This window comes from Pantoea sp. JKS000250, assembly GCF_003201065.1.
GTDB classification, from domain to species: domain Bacteria; phylum Pseudomonadota; class Gammaproteobacteria; order Enterobacterales; family Enterobacteriaceae; genus Pantoea; species Pantoea vagans.
The window spans coordinates 3,990,077-4,008,331 of the sequence record NZ_QICZ01000001.1 but is presented as its reverse complement, the minus strand read 5'-3'; the positions used below and the strand labels follow the sequence as shown (position 1 = coordinate 4,008,331).

The 18,255-nt window shown below is 56.9% G+C and carries 15 protein-coding genes; 5 read left to right on the top strand and 10 right to left on the bottom strand.

Features of this window, described 5'->3' with window-relative positions; all coding sequences use genetic code 11:
* Positions 1–31 precede the first annotated feature (31 nt).
* From spy to BY447_RS18905, 6 genes are all read right to left on the bottom strand, one after another.
* A complete protein-coding gene (gene spy, locus BY447_RS18930) occupies positions 32–526 on the bottom strand; it encodes an ATP-independent periplasmic protein-refolding chaperone Spy (protein WP_110331828.1) in 495 nt (164 codons plus the stop codon).
* A gap of 308 nt (positions 527–834) precedes the next feature.
* Positions 835–1,830 carry a succinylglutamate desuccinylase gene (astE, locus tag BY447_RS18925; RefSeq protein ID WP_110331827.1) on the bottom strand — a complete coding sequence of 332 codons (996 nt, stop codon included), beginning with the start codon at positions 1,828–1,830 and terminating at the stop codon, positions 835–837.
* A gap of 50 nt (positions 1,831–1,880) precedes the next feature.
* Entirely contained in the window at positions 1,881–3,209 is a 1,329-nt protein-coding gene (gene astB, locus BY447_RS18920; RefSeq protein WP_110331826.1) for an N-succinylarginine dihydrolase, read from the bottom strand.
* On the bottom strand, positions 3,206–4,675 hold the full coding sequence (gene astD, locus BY447_RS18915) for a succinylglutamate-semialdehyde dehydrogenase (protein ID WP_110331825.1): 1,470 nt from the start codon (positions 4,673–4,675) through the stop codon (positions 3,206–3,208). The genes astB and astD overlap by 4 nt, the downstream gene beginning before the upstream one ends.
* Positions 4,672–5,703 (bottom strand): arginine N-succinyltransferase, encoded by a 1,032-nt coding sequence (gene astA / locus BY447_RS18910; protein ID WP_110331824.1) that lies wholly within the window; start codon positions 5,701–5,703, stop codon positions 4,672–4,674. The genes astD and astA overlap by 4 nt, the downstream gene beginning before the upstream one ends.
* Positions 5,700–6,920 (bottom strand): aspartate aminotransferase family protein, encoded by a 1,221-nt coding sequence (locus tag BY447_RS18905; protein WP_110331823.1) that lies wholly within the window; start codon positions 6,918–6,920, stop codon positions 5,700–5,702. Before BY447_RS18905 ends, astA begins: the two co-directional genes overlap by 4 nt.
* A 926-nt stretch (positions 6,921–7,846) precedes the next feature.
* Here BY447_RS18905 and BY447_RS18900 point away from each other — a divergent pair.
* Positions 7,847–8,920 carry a porin gene (locus BY447_RS18900; RefSeq protein WP_033782909.1) on the top strand — a complete coding sequence of 358 codons (1,074 nt, stop codon included), beginning with the start codon at positions 7,847–7,849 and terminating at the stop codon, positions 8,918–8,920.
* Between the two features lie 77 nt (positions 8,921–8,997).
* Here BY447_RS18900 and BY447_RS18895 read toward each other — a convergent pair whose 3' ends face one another.
* Positions 8,998–10,554 carry a putative bifunctional diguanylate cyclase/phosphodiesterase gene (locus tag BY447_RS18895; RefSeq protein WP_110331822.1) on the bottom strand — a complete coding sequence of 519 codons (1,557 nt, stop codon included), beginning with the start codon at positions 10,552–10,554 and terminating at the stop codon, positions 8,998–9,000.
* Positions 10,555–11,164: 610 nt separating this feature from the next.
* On the opposite strand from BY447_RS18895, the gene BY447_RS18890 reads away from it, so the two are divergent.
* The 4 genes from BY447_RS18890 (at position 11,165) to BY447_RS18875 (ending at position 14,141) form a co-directional block, all read left to right on the top strand.
* Positions 11,165–12,709, top strand: a complete 1,545-nt coding sequence (locus tag BY447_RS18890) for a methyl-accepting chemotaxis protein (protein ID WP_110331821.1) — start codon at positions 11,165–11,167, stop codon at positions 12,707–12,709.
* The gene (locus BY447_RS18885; protein WP_013357656.1) at positions 12,706–13,017 is read left to right on the top strand and encodes a hypothetical protein; all 312 of its coding nucleotides are present in this window, start codon (positions 12,706–12,708) and stop codon (positions 13,015–13,017) included. The genes BY447_RS18890 and BY447_RS18885 overlap by 4 nt, the downstream gene beginning before the upstream one ends.
* A gap of 335 nt (positions 13,018–13,352) precedes the next feature.
* Complete coding sequence (locus BY447_RS18880; RefSeq protein WP_110331820.1) at positions 13,353–13,847, top strand: MarR family winged helix-turn-helix transcriptional regulator; 495 nt, start codon at positions 13,353–13,355, stop codon at positions 13,845–13,847.
* Between the two features lie 57 nt (positions 13,848–13,904).
* Complete coding sequence (locus BY447_RS18875) at positions 13,905–14,141, top strand: hypothetical protein (protein WP_033782905.1); 237 nt, start codon at positions 13,905–13,907, stop codon at positions 14,139–14,141.
* Positions 14,142–14,295: 154 nt separating this feature from the next.
* Here BY447_RS18875 and BY447_RS18870 read toward each other — a convergent pair whose 3' ends face one another.
* The 3 genes from BY447_RS18870 to BY447_RS18860 all read right to left on the bottom strand — a co-directional run bounded on the left by BY447_RS18870 (position 14,296) and on the right by BY447_RS18860 (position 18,252).
* Positions 14,296–15,618, bottom strand: a complete 1,323-nt coding sequence (locus tag BY447_RS18870; protein ID WP_195857060.1) for a PAS domain-containing methyl-accepting chemotaxis protein — start codon at positions 15,616–15,618, stop codon at positions 14,296–14,298.
* Positions 15,619–15,845: 227 nt separating this feature from the next.
* On the bottom strand, positions 15,846–17,279 hold the full coding sequence (locus tag BY447_RS18865) for a YchO/YchP family invasin (RefSeq protein WP_051926492.1): 1,434 nt from the start codon (positions 17,277–17,279) through the stop codon (positions 15,846–15,848).
* Between the two features lie 175 nt (positions 17,280–17,454).
* Positions 17,455–18,252 (bottom strand): SDR family oxidoreductase, encoded by a 798-nt coding sequence (locus BY447_RS18860; protein ID WP_110331819.1) that lies wholly within the window; start codon positions 18,250–18,252, stop codon positions 17,455–17,457.
* Between the last annotated feature and the right edge of the window lie 3 nt (positions 18,253–18,255).

The window sequence follows — 18,255 nt, the reverse complement described above, 5'->3', positions numbered from 1 at the left end:
CGGCGGTCTCAGACCGTTGGCTTAATTAAGGTTATTCAGCCGGTTCTGCTGGCGGTGCCATTTTTCCTTCGTGCGGGCCTTTCTCAGTCAGACGCTTTTCAAAGTTCGCGTTGTACTGTTTTTTCTGCTGCGGCGTCAGCACGTTATAGAGCTTGTTCTGCGTTTCCAGCATCTTCAGCGCATGCTCCTTTGCATTGGCAGACATTTTTTCTGCCTGCGCTTCTGCTTTGCTCTGATCAAAGCTGTCAGAGGCAATGATGCTGTGGGCTGCGCGACGCTCATCCAGCGACGGACGCTGCATATCTTTGTGGCTCTCTTTCATGATGTCGCGCATCTGCGTTTTCTGCGCGTCGGTCAGGTTCAGACCTTTAAACATCATCTCCGGGCCATGGCGCATCGGCGGTTTGTGCATCGCTTTTTCGCTGCCCGCTGGCGGTGGAGTCAGGTTATCTGCTGCTGCATGGACGGCGGTGGCTGCACCAAACGCCAGCGAAGAAGCCAGTAAAAGGGAAGTCAGTTTGCGCATAATCGTGTCCTTATAATTCATGATAATGACGACAGCACTCTGTCGCGTCTTCGGAAACAAGCATACGACGCTGAACGTCAACTACTCAGAGCCTGAGTAAAGCCGTGAAAGCATAAAAGATAAAAATCGGGCAATCATGAAGAGAATAAGAAGAAAGGCGTGAGGAATTGAAAACGTTTATAAATTTACAGCGAATTTCGCAGAAATCATGGAGGAGTGTAATGGTTACGACAAGAAAGCGGAAGGCTCTCTCCCGCTTTTCCTGCCGATTTTTTAGCACCGATGAACGGCACCGGTAACTTCAGGCATCAGACCGGCAGTGCCTGGGTTTGTTCGCCCTCTTCTATCAGCATCAGTCCGGCACGCAACCCGGCGGCTACATTGGGGTTCGGGAACAGCACATATTCCCGTGCCTGCTGCACGTAATAGCGGGTGTTGCCATCTTCCGCCAGCAACGTCCCCTGTGGAAAGGCGGTAAAGTTCAGCGTTTCCGGTGACATATGCAGCGTAAAGTGCTCACTCAGCCGGGTGATCTGCTGCGCGACCCGATAATGGCGCGGCTTAACCGTAGTGACGGGCATGGCTTCACCATAGAGTAACGATGCCAGCGCCTGCTGTGCCGCACTGAACTGACTGAGATCGTTCTCGCCAAACGGCAACGCTTTGCCCAGCTCCAGGGTGCAGCTGGCCGCACCGAAGTGCTCGCAGCTGAAATGAGTAAAGGTGCCGCCCGGCGCACGATGAAATACCAGCGCTTCCAGACCGGCTGCGGCCAGCCAGTCGAGAAACCCGGGCGGCCAGGGGCGCTCGTTGTACGGCATCACGCCGAACTGAGGATGGTAAGAGCCGCGAATCGCGGTGTGCATGTCGAGATGCCAGCGCGTCTCACCGCACTCACCCAACTGCCAGAACGTTTCCAGCGTCTGCTCCAGCCGCAGCACGCGGCGGGCCTCATCGCTATCGTCAATCTGCTGCCAGCGTCCGCCAAACAGCCGGTTGATGTCATAGCGCACATAGCGCTTGCCAGCCCGCAACGCTGACGGGTTACCCAGAATCACCAGCATGCGCTGCTGCAACGGTTTTTCGCCGCGCAGCAGGGGATTAATCAGCTGGTTCACGATTTCAACCGGGGCGGTTTCATTACCGTGGATCCCGGCGGAAAGCACCAGCGCCTGTTTAACCGGCACCGTTGGCTCCATTAACAGTATGCCGTGATACAACCACTGCCAGCGAAGATGCGCCGTTTCACCACTACGCTTACGCGGTACTTCGCCGGAGAGCGTTTGCTGTAAAAAGTCCTGCATCGTTCCTCCTTTTCGCCCTGTGCAGGCGGCAGCCTGAGCTGCCGCCTCCTTCACTGCTGAAATGCATATACGTTTCCTAAGTCTAGCAGCTTCGTCAGTTCATCCAGCGCGTCACGTCCCTCACGCAGCAACTGCGGGTCGACCAGGTCGGCCTGGGTCAGGCGATCGCGGTAGTGACGGTCAACCCAGTGATTCAGCGTATTGAAGAGCCTGTCGTTCATCAGCACCGCCGGATTGACTGCCTGCTGCTCCTGAGGCGTCAGCACCACCCGCAAACGCAGGCAGGCCGGGCCTCCCCCGTTATACATGCTTTCGCGCAGATCAAACACCTTCAGGGCTTTCAGTGGCGTATCACCTTCGACCTGTTCACACAGATAGCGCCAGACACCCGGATGCTGACGTGACTCTTCCGGCAGCACCAGCATCATGCTACCGTCAGGACGGCTGAGCAGCTGGCTGTTAAACAGATAGGTCTCTACCGCCTCTTTTACCGAGACCCGATCTGCTGGTACTTCCAGTGTCACAAAGCCGGGTACGCGCGCCCGAAGCTGCGCCAGCAGCTCAGGCTGATTAACAAAGGCGTGCTGATGACAGAACAGCATCTGCTGGTTGCTGACCGCAATCACATCGTTATGAAACACGCCCTGATCGATCACTGCAGGATTCTGCTGCGCGAAGAGCACGCTTTCGGGTGAAAGCTGATGCAGACGGGCCACTGCCTCGCTGGCCTCACGGGTCTGCCGCGCCGGATAACGCTGCGGAGCGTTGCCCTCATGGCTGCTGTCGCGGCCATAGACAAACAGCTGCACGCCGCGCTCGCCATAGGCGCCGCCGAGCCGGTTGTGGTTAGCCGCCCCTTCATCACCAAACATCGCCACCTGCGGTAGCGCATCGTGCACCGCAAAATGGCGATCGTCGCGGAAGATGGAACGCAGCAGCCAGGCCGTTTCCGGCGCTTCCATCGCCCGGTGGAATTTGTTGTTAAGGTTTGCCACCGTCAGGTGAACCCGGCCATCCACGCTGTCCGCGGACGGCGAAACCGTAGCGGCATTGGCAACCCACATCGCCGACGCGGAGCTGCAGGCGGAGAGTAATCCCGGCGCGGTTTTGCCGGCTGCCGCCAGCACCTGCTCATCGTTGCCGCTGAATCCGAGCTGACGCAGCGCCGCAATATTGGGCCGCTCATGTGGCGGGATCACTCCCTGCACGTAGCCCATATCGGCCAGCGCTTTCATCTTCAGCAGCCCCTGCTTTGCCGCCAGACGGGGATTCGAGGGCTGCAGCTGATTGCGGGTTGAAGCTTCGTTACCAAACGACAGCCCGGCATAGTGGTGCGTTAATCCCACCAGTCCATCAAAGTTGGCTTCGGTTGCCTTCATGATGTTTTCTCCGGCGCGGAGAAATCCAGGCCCGGCGACAGCGTGGCGGGCAGCGTCAGGTCCGGCGTCTCTAGTGAGGCCATCGGCCAGGCGCAGTAATCCGCTGCATACCAGGCGCTGGCGCGATGGTTACCCGACGCCCCAATGCCGCCAAACGGTGCCGTACTGGCTGCGCCCGTCAGCGGTTTGTTCCAGTTGACGATACCGGCACGCGCTTCCAGCAGCAGCTGATCAAACTGCTGGCGCGAAGGCGAGATTAATCCGCACGACAAGCCGTAACGGGTCTGGTTCGCCAGCGTAATCGCCTCATCAAAGGTGTCATAGCGGACGACGCCCAGCAGCGGGCCAAAGACCTCTTCATCCGGGATGCCCTGCACATCGGTTAAATCGATAATGCCTGGCGTCAGTATGGCGCTGTGGCGATCCGGCCAGCGCATCGCCAGTAGTACTTCGCCACCCGCCTCCACCCGACGTTGCCACTCACCCATAATCTTCTCTGCCGCGCCGGTGGAGATCACGCTGCCCATAAAGGGTTGCGGCTCAGCATTCCAGGCGGCCGGTTGCAGTCGCCCCGCCACTTCAGCCAGCCGCTGCAGAAAGGCATCACCCGCCTCGCCACGTTTAACCAGCAGACGCCGGGCGCAGGTGCAGCGCTGACCGGCGGTAATAAAAGCGGACTGCAACGTGATGTTGACGGCCGCATCCAGGTCAGCCGGTTCTTCTACAATCAGAGCGTTATTGCCGCCCATCTCCAGCGCCAGCATTTTCTCAGGCTGACCGGCAAACTGGCGATGCAGCTGATAGCCGGTATGGGCGCTGCCGGTAAACAGCAGGCCATCAATCTGGCTACAGGTGGCCAGCGCCTGACCGGTTTCACGTCCGCCCTGTAACAGCGCCAGCACGCCATCTGGCAGGCCCGCGGCCAGCCAGATCTCAACCGTTTTCTCGGCGGTCAGCGGCGTCAGTTCACTGGGTTTAAAGACCACGCAGTTACCCGCCAGCAGCGCCGGAACGATATGCCCGTTTGGCAGATGACCGGGGAAGTTATAGGGGCCAAATACCGCCAGTACCCCGTGCGGACGATGGCGCAGCGAGCTTTCGCCTTCATGCTGCTCACCGGTACGGCTATGGTAGGCCTTCACCGAAAAGCCGATTTTATTGATCATCGCGCCGACTTCAGTCAGCGCTTCCCAGCGCGGCTTACCGGTTTCACGGGCGATGGTTTCTGCCATGTCTGTTTTGTGCGCTTCAAGCCCGGCGGCAAATTTCTCTATGATCGCCTGCCGTTCCGCCAGCGGGCGTCTGGCCCAGGCAGGAAAGGCGGCGCGCGCTGCGTCACAGGCCGCCGTGACCTGCGCGGCCGATGCTGCCTGGCCCTGCCATAACGTCTCGCCGCTGACCGGATCCGCTTTGGTCAGGATCTCCGCGTCGCCGCTCAGCCATTGTCCCTTTATCAGGTGCGTCATGCTGTTTTCTCCTCTTTGCAAAGCGTCACCACGCGCAGGCTGTCGCCCTGCTGGCAGTGGAGCGCCCGCATCTGTTCATCCGTGAGCTGCACGCTGTCGCTGTCGGCATGGGCCGGGATCAGCGCCACACGGAACTGGCGGTAATGGTTATTGGCAACCAGGCAGAGCGGCGCATCAGCCGGATTTTCGCCCGACTCTGCGCTGCGCAGACGGCTTTTGCGCACGGCGCGAATGTGGTCGATATCGCACTCCAGCGTCGGGCCGCCATCAAAAATGTCGACATAGTTAAGGTAGCGGAAGCCTTCCGCCTCCAGCACGGCACGGGCCGGGGCGGTGTGTGGATGCACCTGTCCGATGACGGCCTGCGCCTCTGGCGTCAGGTAGTCGATATAGAGCGGATGCTTCGGCATCAGCTCCGCGATAAAGGACTTCTGGCCGGTGCCGCTGAGGAAATCGGCCTTACTGAACTCCATTGAGAAGAAACGGCTGCCGACGCTCTCCCAGAACGGTGAATGGCCCTGCTCATCGCTGACGCCACGCATCTCAGCCACCACCCGATTGGTGAAGCGTTCACGGAAACTGGCCATAAACAGGAAGCGGGACTTGGACAGCAGATAGCCGTTTTTGCCGTCACGGTAGTCAGGATCGAGGAACAGCGTGCAGAGCTCACTGCTGCCGGTGTGATCGTTACTCAGCGACAGAGTGGGCAGCGCGGCATAGACATTCAGCTCTTTCGAAGCATGCACCTGGGTACCGACACGAAAGTTGTACCAGGGATCCTGCAGGCCGACCGCTACCTCAATGGCGCAGATGCCCACGGCGCGGTTATCTTCACTGTCCGCCAGCACAAAGACATAGCCCTGCTCTGCGCGCGGCAGCGTATCCTCCCAGGTCTGCAGCGAACGATCGATACGCGCCTGTAACGTGGCGCTATCGACGGGCAGCGAGGTCAGCCCGCCGCCGGTTTTACCGGCCAGCGCCATCAGCTGGCTTAAATCATCGCGTTCAACCGGACGGATTACCATCATGATGCGGACCCTCGTACCAGGCGTTCACACACCTCAGCAAAGCGTGCCATGCCGAGCTTCACTTCCTGCTCACTGATATTCAGCGCGGGTGCAAAACGGACCACGTTAGCCCCGGCAATGAGCACCATCACGCCCATCTCAGCGGCGGCCAGATTGATCTCTTTGGCTTTACCGGCAAAGTCGTCGCTGAGCACCGCGCCAATCAGCAGACCCAGACCACGCACCTCTTTAAACAGATGCAGGCGCTGATTGATCTCATCCAGGGCCGCGACAATCCACTCGTGACGCTGCGTGACACCCGTCATCATGTCAGGCTGGTTGATCAGCTCCATCACTTTACCGGCGACCGCGCCCGCCAGCGGATTGCCGCCATAGGTGGTGCCATGGGTGCCGACGCCCATCACCAGCGCCAGATCGTCCCGGGTCAGCATCGCACCTATCGGGAAGCCGCCGCCCAGCGCTTTGGCGCTGGTGAGGACATCCGGCGTGACGCCATAATGCATATAGGCGTAGAGCGAACCGGTACGACCCACGCCGCTCTGCACTTCATCAAAAATCAGCACGGCCTGATGCTTATCACAGAGTTCACGCAGTCCACGCAGGAACGCCGGATCGGCAGGCAGCACGCCGCCCTCACCCTGGATCGGTTCAACAATGACGGCGCACGTATGGTCATTAATCAGTTCAGCGGCTGCAGCCAGATCGTTAAACGGTGCATGCTGGATCTCAGGCGGTAGCGGCGCAAAATCTTTTGAGTAGGCGGGCTGACCACCGGCTGACACGGTAAACAGGGTGCGCCCGTGAAACGCATTCTTAAACGCCACGATGCCACTTTTATGCGGGCCGACACGGTCATGTGCCACTTTACGGGCCAGCTTCAGCGCCGCTTCGTTCGCTTCCGCCCCGGAGTTACAGAAGAACACCCGGTCAGCAAAGGTGACGTCGATCAACTGCTTCGCCAGCCGCAGGATCGGTTCGTTGGTGTAGCCATTACCGGTGTGCCATAACCGTGCGGCCTGTTCCTGCAACGCCTGCTGCAATGCCGGATGCGCATGCCCTAACGCATTAACAGCGATGCCACCGGCAAAATCGATGTAATCTTTACCGTTTTGATCCCAGACGGTGGAGCCTTCTGCGCGAACCGGTATAAAGGTCGCAGGTGCATAAACCGGCATCATCCATTGATCGAAATCGTGACGTGAAACGTGCAGTGCCATAAACCACTCTCCTGCTTTACTTTACCGGCCAGGTAAAGCTTATGTTTTAAAATTGTTAAAGGATGTTGTAGTGCAGCCCTACTGTAGAGTGCAGTTAACGTGCCAGCCAGAGAATTAATGCATAAAATGGTCATCACAACGGAATATCAATGAGTTAGACGCTGAAAATATTCAATTAATTTGCATATATAGTGAATAATTGTCTGATTGCAGCGGCAAAGCCGGGTTTTAAACAGCGGAATTATGCATTCGCGGGATGAAATATCGCTTTTGTGATCGCTGATAAATTATCTCTCCATAAAAACCCATTCCCTGCCCTGTTTTAGCGCAGTTTGCCTCTCACTGGTGCAGCGGTCGTCGCCGGATTTCGCCTGGCCTGAGAGCGCTAAATAGCAAAATTTAACAAACTATTTTCATTTATCACGCCGGGCGGATTAATTTCCCCGCCTGTCATCGATTAATTTATGAGCAATATGATGGCATTTTAATCAGCATCGAGCAGATTATTTCTGACGTGATTATCGGGCGGGAAATAATATTTCTGAAAAGATGAACAGATATTAATATGCAGACTAATGATTAGAAGAAAACCCTTGTGGAATTATCACTTTCTTAAAACTCACTATAATTAATACAGAGAGCGATCTGATTTAATTATATACAGCTAACTTATGGATTACAGTGTGTTTTTATAACTAATTTATTGATTGTAATGTAATTTAACACCACTTCCTCAAAGGCTTTATTAGAAGAAATTCTTATTACCTTGTCATTTAATCTTCTGTTCGTCGCTGTTATTCATTAGACGAATATAGACATCACATTTTGTTACTTTTATTGCACTTTGTAATTTTAACTTTTTGTGTCATTTTCATTTCACCCCGAAACAGGGGAATAATAATTAATGAATACAGGGTAATAATTAAATGATGAAGCGCACTTTACTGACGGCTATTATGCCGTTACTGATCGGTCTTTCTTCCGCACAGGCCGCAGAAATTTACAACAAGGATGGCAATAAGCTGGACCTGGTCGGCAAGATTAACGTGTCACACCTCTTTTCTGACGACGATAACAACAACGGTGATACCTCTTCTTATGCCCGTTTTGGTTTCAAGGGTGAGACGAAGATTACCGATCAGCTCACCGGTTATGGCTTCTGGCAGTATCAGTACAGCCTTCACAACTCTGAAGGCAGTGACGCACAGGCCACCAACCGTACCCGTCTGGGCTATGCTGGCCTGAAATTTGGTAAGGCCGGTGCGCTGGATTACGGACGTAACTATGGCCTGGTCTATGACGCGCTGAGTTACACCGATATGCTGCCGTTCTTCGGCGGCGATTCCGGTTATACCGACGCCTTCCTCTCTGGCCGCTCAACCGGCGTGCTGACCTGGCGTAACAGTGATTTCTTTGGTCTGGTAGACGGGTTAAATCTTGCTGCACAGTATCAGGGTAAAAACGACCGCAGCAGTAATATCGACGGCGTGCGTCGTTCGAATGGCGATGGTTTTGCCCTCTCCGCGTCTTATGACTTCGATTTCGGCCTGAGCTTCGCTGGCGCGTTTGCCAGCCTGGATCGCACCACGGCGCAGAACGCAGCCGCACGCGGTGAAGGCGAAAAAGCTCAGCACTGGGCAACCTCAGTCAAATATGATGCGAACCAGGTTTATCTGGCCGCAATGTACGGCGAAACCCTGAACGCCACGCCGATCAGCGGCGGCTTCGCCAACAAAGCGCAAAACTTTGAAGCCGTGGCGCAGTATCAGTTCCTGAACGGCTTCCGTCCATCCGTGGGTTACGTCTCATCGAAGGGCAAAGAGATTGAAAATATCGGCGATGCCGACATCATTAAGTACACCGCCGTGGGTGCCACTTACTACTTCAACAAGAACATGTCGGTCTATGGTGAATACCGCATCAACCTGTTGAAAGATAACAACCCGCTCGGTCTGGCGACCGACGACATCACCGCGCTGGGTCTGATTTACCAGTTCTGATGAGACAGCAGGCCCGGCGCTTCCTGCCGGGCCTGTTTACTGACTCACGCCAGCCATAATCCGTTCTCACGCCGGTTTCAGCCCAGCGCCCTGACTAAGTTAACCGCCACAGCCTCTTCCTGCATCAGCTCTTCCACGTTGGCCGATGCCAGCAGCGTGGTTGCCTGCCCGGCAGGCACCGGACGGCTGAAAAGATACCCCTGACCATAATCACAGCCGCGTTTTCTCAGCCACCGCAGCGTAGCGACATCCTCAATGCCCTCTGCCGTAATTACCACATTCAGCCCCTGACAGAGCGCCAGCAGCGTTTCCACGACTTTTCGCTGCTCCGACCCGGTCACAATTCCGGCAATAAACGTCTGATCAATTTTGATTTTGGTAATCCCCAGCCCCAGCAGTACGGAGAGGTTGGAATAGCCAGTGCCGAAATCGTCCAGTACCACGCCGATACCGGCCTCTTTCAGCAGGCGGATCGCTTCACGGGCATCATCAGAGATAGCCATGACGTTCTGTTCCGTGATCTCCAGTTCCAGCATGACCGGTCCGGCATGCTGCATGATGCGGGACAGACAGGTGGTCAGCGACGGTCTCAGCAACTGCTCCGGGGTAATGTTCAGCGACAAGCAGAGCCCGGCAGGCCATGCCCGTGTTGCACTGACCGCATCCTGCAGCAGTGCCACGGTCATGCTGTCCATCAGCCCCAGCCGTTCCACCACCGGCAGAAACTCAGCGGGTGAAACCGTCTGCCCCGACGCGGTGATCCAGCGTGCCAGTATTTCAAAACCGGTAATGTTTCCGCTTCGCAGCGACACCAGCGGCTGCAGAAAGGGAACGATGGCGTGGCCGCTGACGGCAGCAACAACCTCCTGCTCCAGCCTTTCCCGCTGGCGAAAGCGCAGTTCCATATCTGGTGTGAATCGCGCCAGATGAAAACGCGTGTTCTGTTTAGCTTCGTACAACGCCAGATCCGCCGCCCGCACCACATCGGCCTGCCCGGTGCAGGCTGAACTGGCAATGCCTGCAGAGAGACTGAGGAAGGTATGCGGGCCGGTCCGGATGGATGCTGCATGCTGACAGAGACTTTCAGCGGCGGCCAGCGCCTGCTCAGCCTGCGACGCCGAGGTTACGATAGCAAACTCATCCCCACCAATGCGAAACACCTGGCTCTGCGTGCCCGCCGAGGTGGTCAGCAGTCCGGCCAGCGCAACCAGCGTGGCGTCACCCTGACGATGACCGTTCAGGTCATTGATACTCTTGAAATCATTGATGTCGAGCAGCGTCAGGGTATAAGGCACTTCGCCGGTATTCAGCGCAGCAAGGTGTGCGGTGAATGATCGGCGATTCATCACACCGGTCAGCGCATCCGTGCCGGCCAGCCTGAGTGCGTTTTTTTCTGCACTCAGCGATCTGCGCACCAGATTCACGATAAACAGCGCCGGAATAATCATTGCCAGCCCGGCAAATGCAGTCGCAGTCAGGATAAAACGCACCCGCTCGCTGGTTTCGAAAACGGGATCGTAGCCCAGGCCCAGCAGGCTGGAAATCCGCGCCTCAAGCCCGAATTCCCACAGTGTGGAGAGTAAAATGATGGTCGCAATATTCAGCACTGCGAGCCAGAAAAGTTTCAGGCGCATGCGTTCATTCCCGGTGATGGAGAGTGTCAGAGTGTTGTTTTAATTATCAGTAAAAACCCGGGGTGGTTTTCTCATAGCCTGTCAGCTTGACTGCCGACGATCATCACCCCTCCGCTATTTCTGCTCATAGAAATCACGCGTTCTCACCCGCCTCGCGCCAGCACAACAGAAGACCTGCTCTGCGCGGCGCGGCGCAGGCCGGTAACGTCATCAATATCGATGAGTGTTCTATCGGCAGCGGCGGCCAGATTAACAGGCCGGTCCGGTTATATTTATGCATTACGACGGTTTCGACGGGTTATGCGACCGGAAAGGCGGGACACCACACAGCGCGTCAGGACATACTAAGTAAGGGACGTTAACTTACGAATTAACAAGAGTTTGCCCTGTCATCGCTGCCGTAAGTCGTTGCGCAAATTTGCGTGACGAAGCCTGGAAGCACGACGCTTTTTTATTTATTTCCGGTAGTCTGATTGCATGGTAGACATTCCGGCATATCGTGCTTTTATCGCACAAAACTAAATAGCGCTCAATTTAGTTAAGTCCAACCCTACAGAACTCTCTCCGGCTGCCGATACCGAGTTACCCAACGAACTCTTCTGGAAGATCGATGAAAATCTCAACGCGCCTTAGCGCAGGTTTTGGCCTGCTGATTTTGCTGTTTATTATTTGTGCCGGGACCGCGATTCAGGCGCTGAACAGCGCCCGTAATAGCATGGACGAGGTGGTCAATGTCCGGCTGAAAAAGTACCAGACCGTGCTGGATATGCGTGGCGGCGTGCGGGATATGGCCATTGCGGTGCGTAACCTGGCCCTGATGACCGATCCTGTTGCGATGAAGCCAGAATGGGAACGTCTGCAAAAACAGCGGGCGCTTTACATCAGCAATCGTGAAGCGCTGTCGCGCATGATGCAGACAGACGCCGGCCCCGCGGGACGCGAGGCGATGAGCAGAATTGAATCTGCCGAAGAGGCCGCGTTATCCACCCTGATGAACGCCGGGAAACTCGGGCTGGAAAACCGTCAGCAGGAGGTTACCGACTATCTGTTGACCGTAGCGCGTCCTGCGCAGCAGACTCTGCTTAAAGCGATCAACGATCTGACTGAGCTGGAGATGCGCAACAGCCGGGATGCGGTGGTGGAAAACGGGAACGCTATCGCCCGCACCACCTGGATACTGATCATCCTGGCAGCGATCTCCGTGCTGGCTGCGGTCGCCACCTGCGCGTTTATTGTGCGTATGCTGATGCGTCAGCTGGGCGGCGAACCTGTTCAGGCACAGAAGCTGGCTGCCGCGATCGCGGCTGGTGATCTCACTTCCGCGGTTACGCTGCGCGGTGGCGACAGCACCAGCCTGCTTGCTTCGTTAAGCGGTATGCAGACCAATCTGCGCGGGCTGGTAACGCAAATCAAGGATGCTTCCGCTTCGGTGGCGCTGGCGGCCGATGAGATTTCCCAGGGCAACAGTGAGCTGTCATCCCGTACCGAGCAGCAGGCTGCTGCGCTGCAGGAAACCGCAGCGAGCATGGAGCAGCTCACAGCCACGGTAAAAAGCAATGCGGCGGGCGCGCATCAGACGGCGGGCTCAGCACGCGAGGCTGCCACACTGGCTCATGCAGGCGAAGCGGATGTTCAGCGCCTGTCAGAAACCATGCATGACATTTCGCTGAGTGCCGTGCGGGTGCGTGACATTACGTCGGTGATTGAGGGCATCGCTTTCCAGACCAATATCCTGGCGCTTAACGCCGCAGTAGAAGCAGCACGTGCCGGGGAAGACGGTCGCGGATTTGCCGTGGTCGCGGGTGAGGTCCGATCGCTGGCCCAGCGCAGCGCCACTGCGGCACGCGATATCAAGCAGCTGATTGAGCAGGCGGTGACGCAGGTCGAGGAAGGTGTCACGGTGGCCGCAGGAACGGGTGAGCGCATCCTGAAAATTGTCAGCCGCGTAGGTGAACTGGCCGATGCCATGGACAACCTTTCACTCTCCTCCGGTGAGCAGATGCAGGGCATTTCCCAGGTCAGCATTGCGGTGAGTCAGATGGACGGCGTCACGCAGAATAACGCCGCGCTGGTAGAAGAGTCCTCTTCTGCGTCACAGTCCCTGCTGGCGCAGGCGCGCGACCTGCGTGGCATGGTCGGGACCTTCACCGTATGAACCCTTCCGGCGGACACCGTTCCGCCGATACGGCTGATCTTATCAGCCGTATCGGCGGGCTAAAACAGGACGTGGATATTCTGCTGCAGCAGCTCAGCGAAGGGGAGTATCTGAGCGTGGATACCTTCGCCAATAACTGGATACATCTGACCGAGCTTTACAGCCGGATTCAGGCGCACATGAGTGACCGCGCCCTGATGGATAAACTGGTGCGTAGCGACCTGCTACTGGCCGCTGATCTGCTGGCGGTGGGAAGAATGATTGCGGTCATGGATAACTTTCTGCGCTGCGCGGTCATTACCCGATGACCGGATCGTGGCGCTGACAGTGTGCGACATTCGCTTCTGCGTTAAACGCTGAAATGATGCGGCAAATTTCAGCCGATTTGCCCCTGGCGCACGTTGTGTGCCAGGGGCTACGCCCGGTTATGTTGACTTCAATTTAATTTGACTCAATACTGAGCCACCTTTCACACGGAGGCGCAGCCAACGGCTTTTCCTCTCGCCGCGAAAGCGCCTGAAAGTTAGGTGTCTGATACCCGACAAAAGATGCTGCCGCAGTCCGCATCTTCCCGATACACGCTTAGCAAGACTTCAGGGCTGACAAGCCACCGGTGGTCTGGCTCTCCTGCCCCGGACTGAGAATGAGTAAAGATATGAATGATGAAACCGCGGGGATCGCTGATACCTCTCCCGCCAGTGCAGCGCCTGAAACCATCGACCAGTTTCTCTGCTTTGCGCTCTACTCCGCATCGCTCGCCATGACAAAGCTCTATCAGTCGCGGCTGAAACCGCTGGGGCTGACCTATCCGCAGTATCTGGTACTGCTGGTGCTGTGGGAAACAGATGCCCTGACCGTCTCCGATATTGGCGCACGCGTGCGGCTGGATTCCGGCACACTCAGTCAGCTTCTGAAGCGGCTGGAGAGCGCAGGCATCATCTGTCGGCAGCGTGACACCGGGAAGGATGAGCGCCGGGTTGTGGTCTCCCTGACGGAACAGGGCCACCAGCTCAAAGTCGCGGCGGCGGGCGTCCCGGCCGATATGGTCTCCGTAATGGATACCGCCTGCAGTGAGCTTGGTGAACTGACGACACAGGTTGCCACGCTGCGGGAAAAACTGCTTAAGGCCCTGCCATGATGCTGGCTTTCGATAAACGTGCGGGCAGGCTGAATCACCGAAGCGTTGTCCGATCAGATGCTTTTCAGCAGAATTGCTGCACTGGAGTTTCTTTTGAGTACCGATAAACCAGCGGATATGGATGATGTCTATGCCGTGGTAGGACAGGCTGTTTCCAGCCTGCTGAAGTCAGGCAAGACGGCAGGCATACAGGAAATCATCGCGTTCCTGAAACAACAGGAAGCGCGATCGGTCAACGGCCAGAGAGAAGTTTACGCCAGAGCCGTTCGTGTCGTGACGAAACTGGTTAACTGACCCCTGCCGGGCTGAGCGACGCTTTTAAGGTAAGCGTCACAATCGCCATTCCTCATTCTCCTGTTCGTAACAACGCCGGACCTGGCCCAATGAATCCCTGTTCTTCAGGGGCACGCCTTCACCGGCCCTGTTTATCCGGCCGGTTCAGACGTCGTTATTCGCTATGTGCTGCCCGGGCAACGTCTCTGACGGCGCTTTCAACCCGCTCTGAATCTTTCTGAATGCTGGCTATCACTTCCCCCGCCTCACGCATCAACAGTACCCCCTGACCGGTGTTCGCCAGCGAAGTTTCAATTCCCCGCAGCACCTCTCTGGCCAGTTGATTATTCCCTGCTACCACCCGCTCAATTTCTTCGGTCGCACTGCTGACGCTGGCCGCCAGGCTGCGGACCTCTGCCGCCACGACGGCAAAGCTGCGGCCCGACGTGCCTGCGCGCGCCGCTTCAATGGCGGCATTCAGTGCAATAAGGCGGGTCTGCATGGCAAAGCGCCGGATGGTTTCAACCATGCCATCAATGCTGTCAGACTGGCTGTTCAGGCGCGTGACGTCTGCCGACACCACACTCATCTCTTCAGCAATCCGGCTGATCATCTGAATGCTGTTGTCGATAACATCCGCGCCCGCCTGTGCACTTCCCCGCGTCTGGACAGCCATGTTCCAGGCATTTAACGCCGCGTCATACTCCTGCTGATTACGCAGCACCTGTTCCGTCACATCGGTGGCGAATTTAACAATTTTAGTAAGCTGTCCATCGCTGTTGAATACCGGATTGTAAGTGGCCCTGAGCCAGAGCGGTTCGCCACGCCGGTTAAGACGGGGAAACTGGCCCGAAAAGAACTCGCCCTGATTCAGCCTCAACCAGAACTGCCGGTACTCCTCACTCTGAGAGAGCGCATCCGAACAGAAAAGCCGGTGATGCTTTCCTATGACTTCGGCAGCCTGATAGCCGGTAGCCTTCAGGAAGTTATCATTTGCCTCCAGCACGTGGCCGTCAGGACGAAAGGCGATTACGGCCATGGAGCGGCTGATCGCATTGATAATCGACTCCTGCTCCAGTGATGACTGCATTCTCTCTGAAATATCCGCGGCTATTTTCACGATTTTGAAAACCCGTCCGCGCCGGTCAGTCACCGGAATATAGCTTGCCTCCAGCCAGACTGGTCGCATGCCTTTAGCCAGCCGCAGATATTTATCACTGAAGCTTTCACCTGCCGCCAGACGCTGCCAGAAACGGCGATATTCTGGCGAGTTCACCAGCGCGGGCGGACAGAACATGCTGTGATGCTGACCAACAATTTCGTCCGCCCGGTATCCCATGGCCGCCAGAAATAGCGGGCTGGCTTTCTGAATAATGCCCTCAGGCGTGAACTCAATTACGGGCATAGCGCGCCCCAGCGATCGGAATGACGCGGCGGCGTGCAGGCCACGCTGACGGAGAAAAGAAGGGACAAGATATTTCAGTAAACTCAGGCGCATCAGCAGGACCAGTAAGCGGTGGAATTGCTTTTGTTATCGGCATATTGCCGGCGTCCCTTACGCATCGCTGCGATAGTTGCAGCTGATGATTGCAACACGATGTTACTACTGACACATAAGCCTGACGTTAGCCTGTCATCAGCACGACTCTGTGATGAACCCGGCCGGACGTGCCATGCACCGCGCCGGCCGGATTTACCTGCCAGCGCCGTGCTGGCAGGTTTCCGTTAGAGCGCCGTGCCGGTGGGTGCCATTAAATCGTAACGATCGTTCTGCGGGGATGCGTCCATGGCCATCGGCGGCTCAATTTTCAGGGTGATCCAGTTAGAGGTGACACGCTGCTGCTTGCTGTCCTCCAGCGTCACCGACAGCCGGTATTCGTTGCTGGCGTCTGGCGACGGATCCCATTGCGGTAGGATCACACTCCAGCCCTGCGGATCCGCATTATTGGCCGGTGGCGTCAGGCTCAGCGCCTGCGTGTCACCCTGCCAGCTCACTGCCTTGATGTCATTGCTGGCCCGCACCTGCAGCTTCAGCGGCAGGCTCTCGCCACTGCTTAACTGCCAGGGAGGTGTCGCCAGGAACACCGACAGCGTTTTGCGCTGACGGAATGCGAGCACCGGCGTATCGCTGCGGGTCACGGTATCGTAACGGCTGCCGCGCAGGGAGCGCGCTTCGGCGACGTTACCGGCATCAAGCTGACGGCTCAGCGCCACGCCAAAGCGGTAGTTCAGTTTCAGCCCCAGTTGATCCTGGCTTTCACCGGCACTGCTGGTTTTGTGGGTGGCCGACAGCGTTACCAGCGGCACCGGCGTGTAAGAGAGGCCAAACGACATGGCGGAGGGATTGTGATAGCGGTTGCCGCTGTTAAACAGATCGACATTCTCACCCAGATATTGCTGATAGCTCACCGAGACGCCCAGTTGACGATAAAAGGGCAGATAGCTCTGGCTGGTGATGTCATAGCCGCGCGCCATGCGCTGCTGCTGCGAGTTGCCCAGATTTTTCCAGCCGGAAAGCGGCTGATAGTAGTTGGCAGAGAAACGCATCGAATCACTCCAGGCCTCAGTCCCCACCGAGGCGCGCTGCAGGCCGCTGCTGAAGACATGATCGACAAAGCCGTTGTAGCCCAGCAGCCAGTTACCGGCGTCCCAGCGTTGTCCCAGTCCCGCATTGCCGACCAGACCCTCGCCGGTATCATGCAGGCCAAGCTGGCTGAAGGTAAGCAGGCTGTTCTCGTCGGCCAGTGCGCTGAAGAGATCGCCGCCCGTGCCGGCAAAGTTACCGTTCATGTCGACTTTCAGATCGAGCTGCGCGGTGCCGTAAGGGGAAAGCAGTGACTGCCCTTCACTCTCGACCCGGTCGGCCACTTCATCGCGCAGATGATTGAAGGCCCAGACGCCCGCCTGCTGGCCAAACGTCACATTGCTGTCGCTGTTGTTACTCGCTTCACCGATGCTTTTCGCCACGGCTGCCAGCTTTTTACTCCACGCTTCATCCTCGTCGCGGGTGCTGCCAAGCGTCGGCAGCGACTCACTGTAGCGCGCAGGATTGTCGAATGGCGTTTCTGACACTGCCGTTTCAGTCTGAAACGCACGGGCGCTCTGCAAGGCAGAGAGCGACAGCGCAATCAAAGAGAGAACCCCTGTTTTCCGTATCATGTCACCCGGCACGTTGATTGATTTGTTGCTGCGATAAAGTCAAATTCATTGACAGTTACCTTAACATATTGTGACGGCGATGCAGGACAGCAGAGGCAAATTGTGCATATACCAGAAAAGTCTGGCACAAAAAAAGGCCTGCTGTGCAGCAGGCCCGGGGTTATCTCTGGCGTCTTCAGGAGAAGATTAAACCGCCATCCACGTTAATGGTCTGTCCGGTGATATAGCGCGCATCGTCTGAAGCCAGAAACGCCACCAGCCCGGCCACATCCTCCGGCTGACCGGCACGCTTCAGCGGAATGTTTTTCACCCACTCCGCCATCAGCTCACCTTTGCCGTAGGTTTTCTCCTCGCTGCTGAGGATCTCGCCCCAGACGCGATCGTTGTAATCCCACATCTCACTCTCAATGATGCCGGGACAGAAGGCATTGACCGTAATGTCCCACGGTGCCAGCTCCAGCGCCAGACTCTGCGTAATGCCGATGACCCCCATTTTGCTGGCGGCATAGTGCGGCGTGTAAATAAAGCCCTGTCGTCCCTGCCCCGATGAGGTGTTAATCAGACTGCCGCTGCCCTGCTTCACCATATATTTCGCCGCTTCACGACAGCAGAGCCAGACGGCAGTGGTGTTCACGGCCAGAATCCGTTCAAAGTCGCTTTTCGGCATGGTGTCGAAGCGGTCAATGGTAATCACGCCCGCATTCTGAATCGAGACGTCAATCTGACCAAAGCGTTCAAAGGCCTGCTGATAGAGCTGCTGCACCGCCGCTTCATCTGTGACGTTGACCTGCAGCGCCAGAATCTCACTGCCATACTGCTGCGAAAGCCGGTCAGCGGTGGCAAAGACCCGATCGGCATTCGACACCATCACCAGCCTGGCCCCATCGCGGGCGAAACGCGCCGCGATCCCGGCACCGATGCCGCGACAGGCACCGGTAATCACCACTGTTTTTCCAAGTTGTTCGCGGCTCATAAT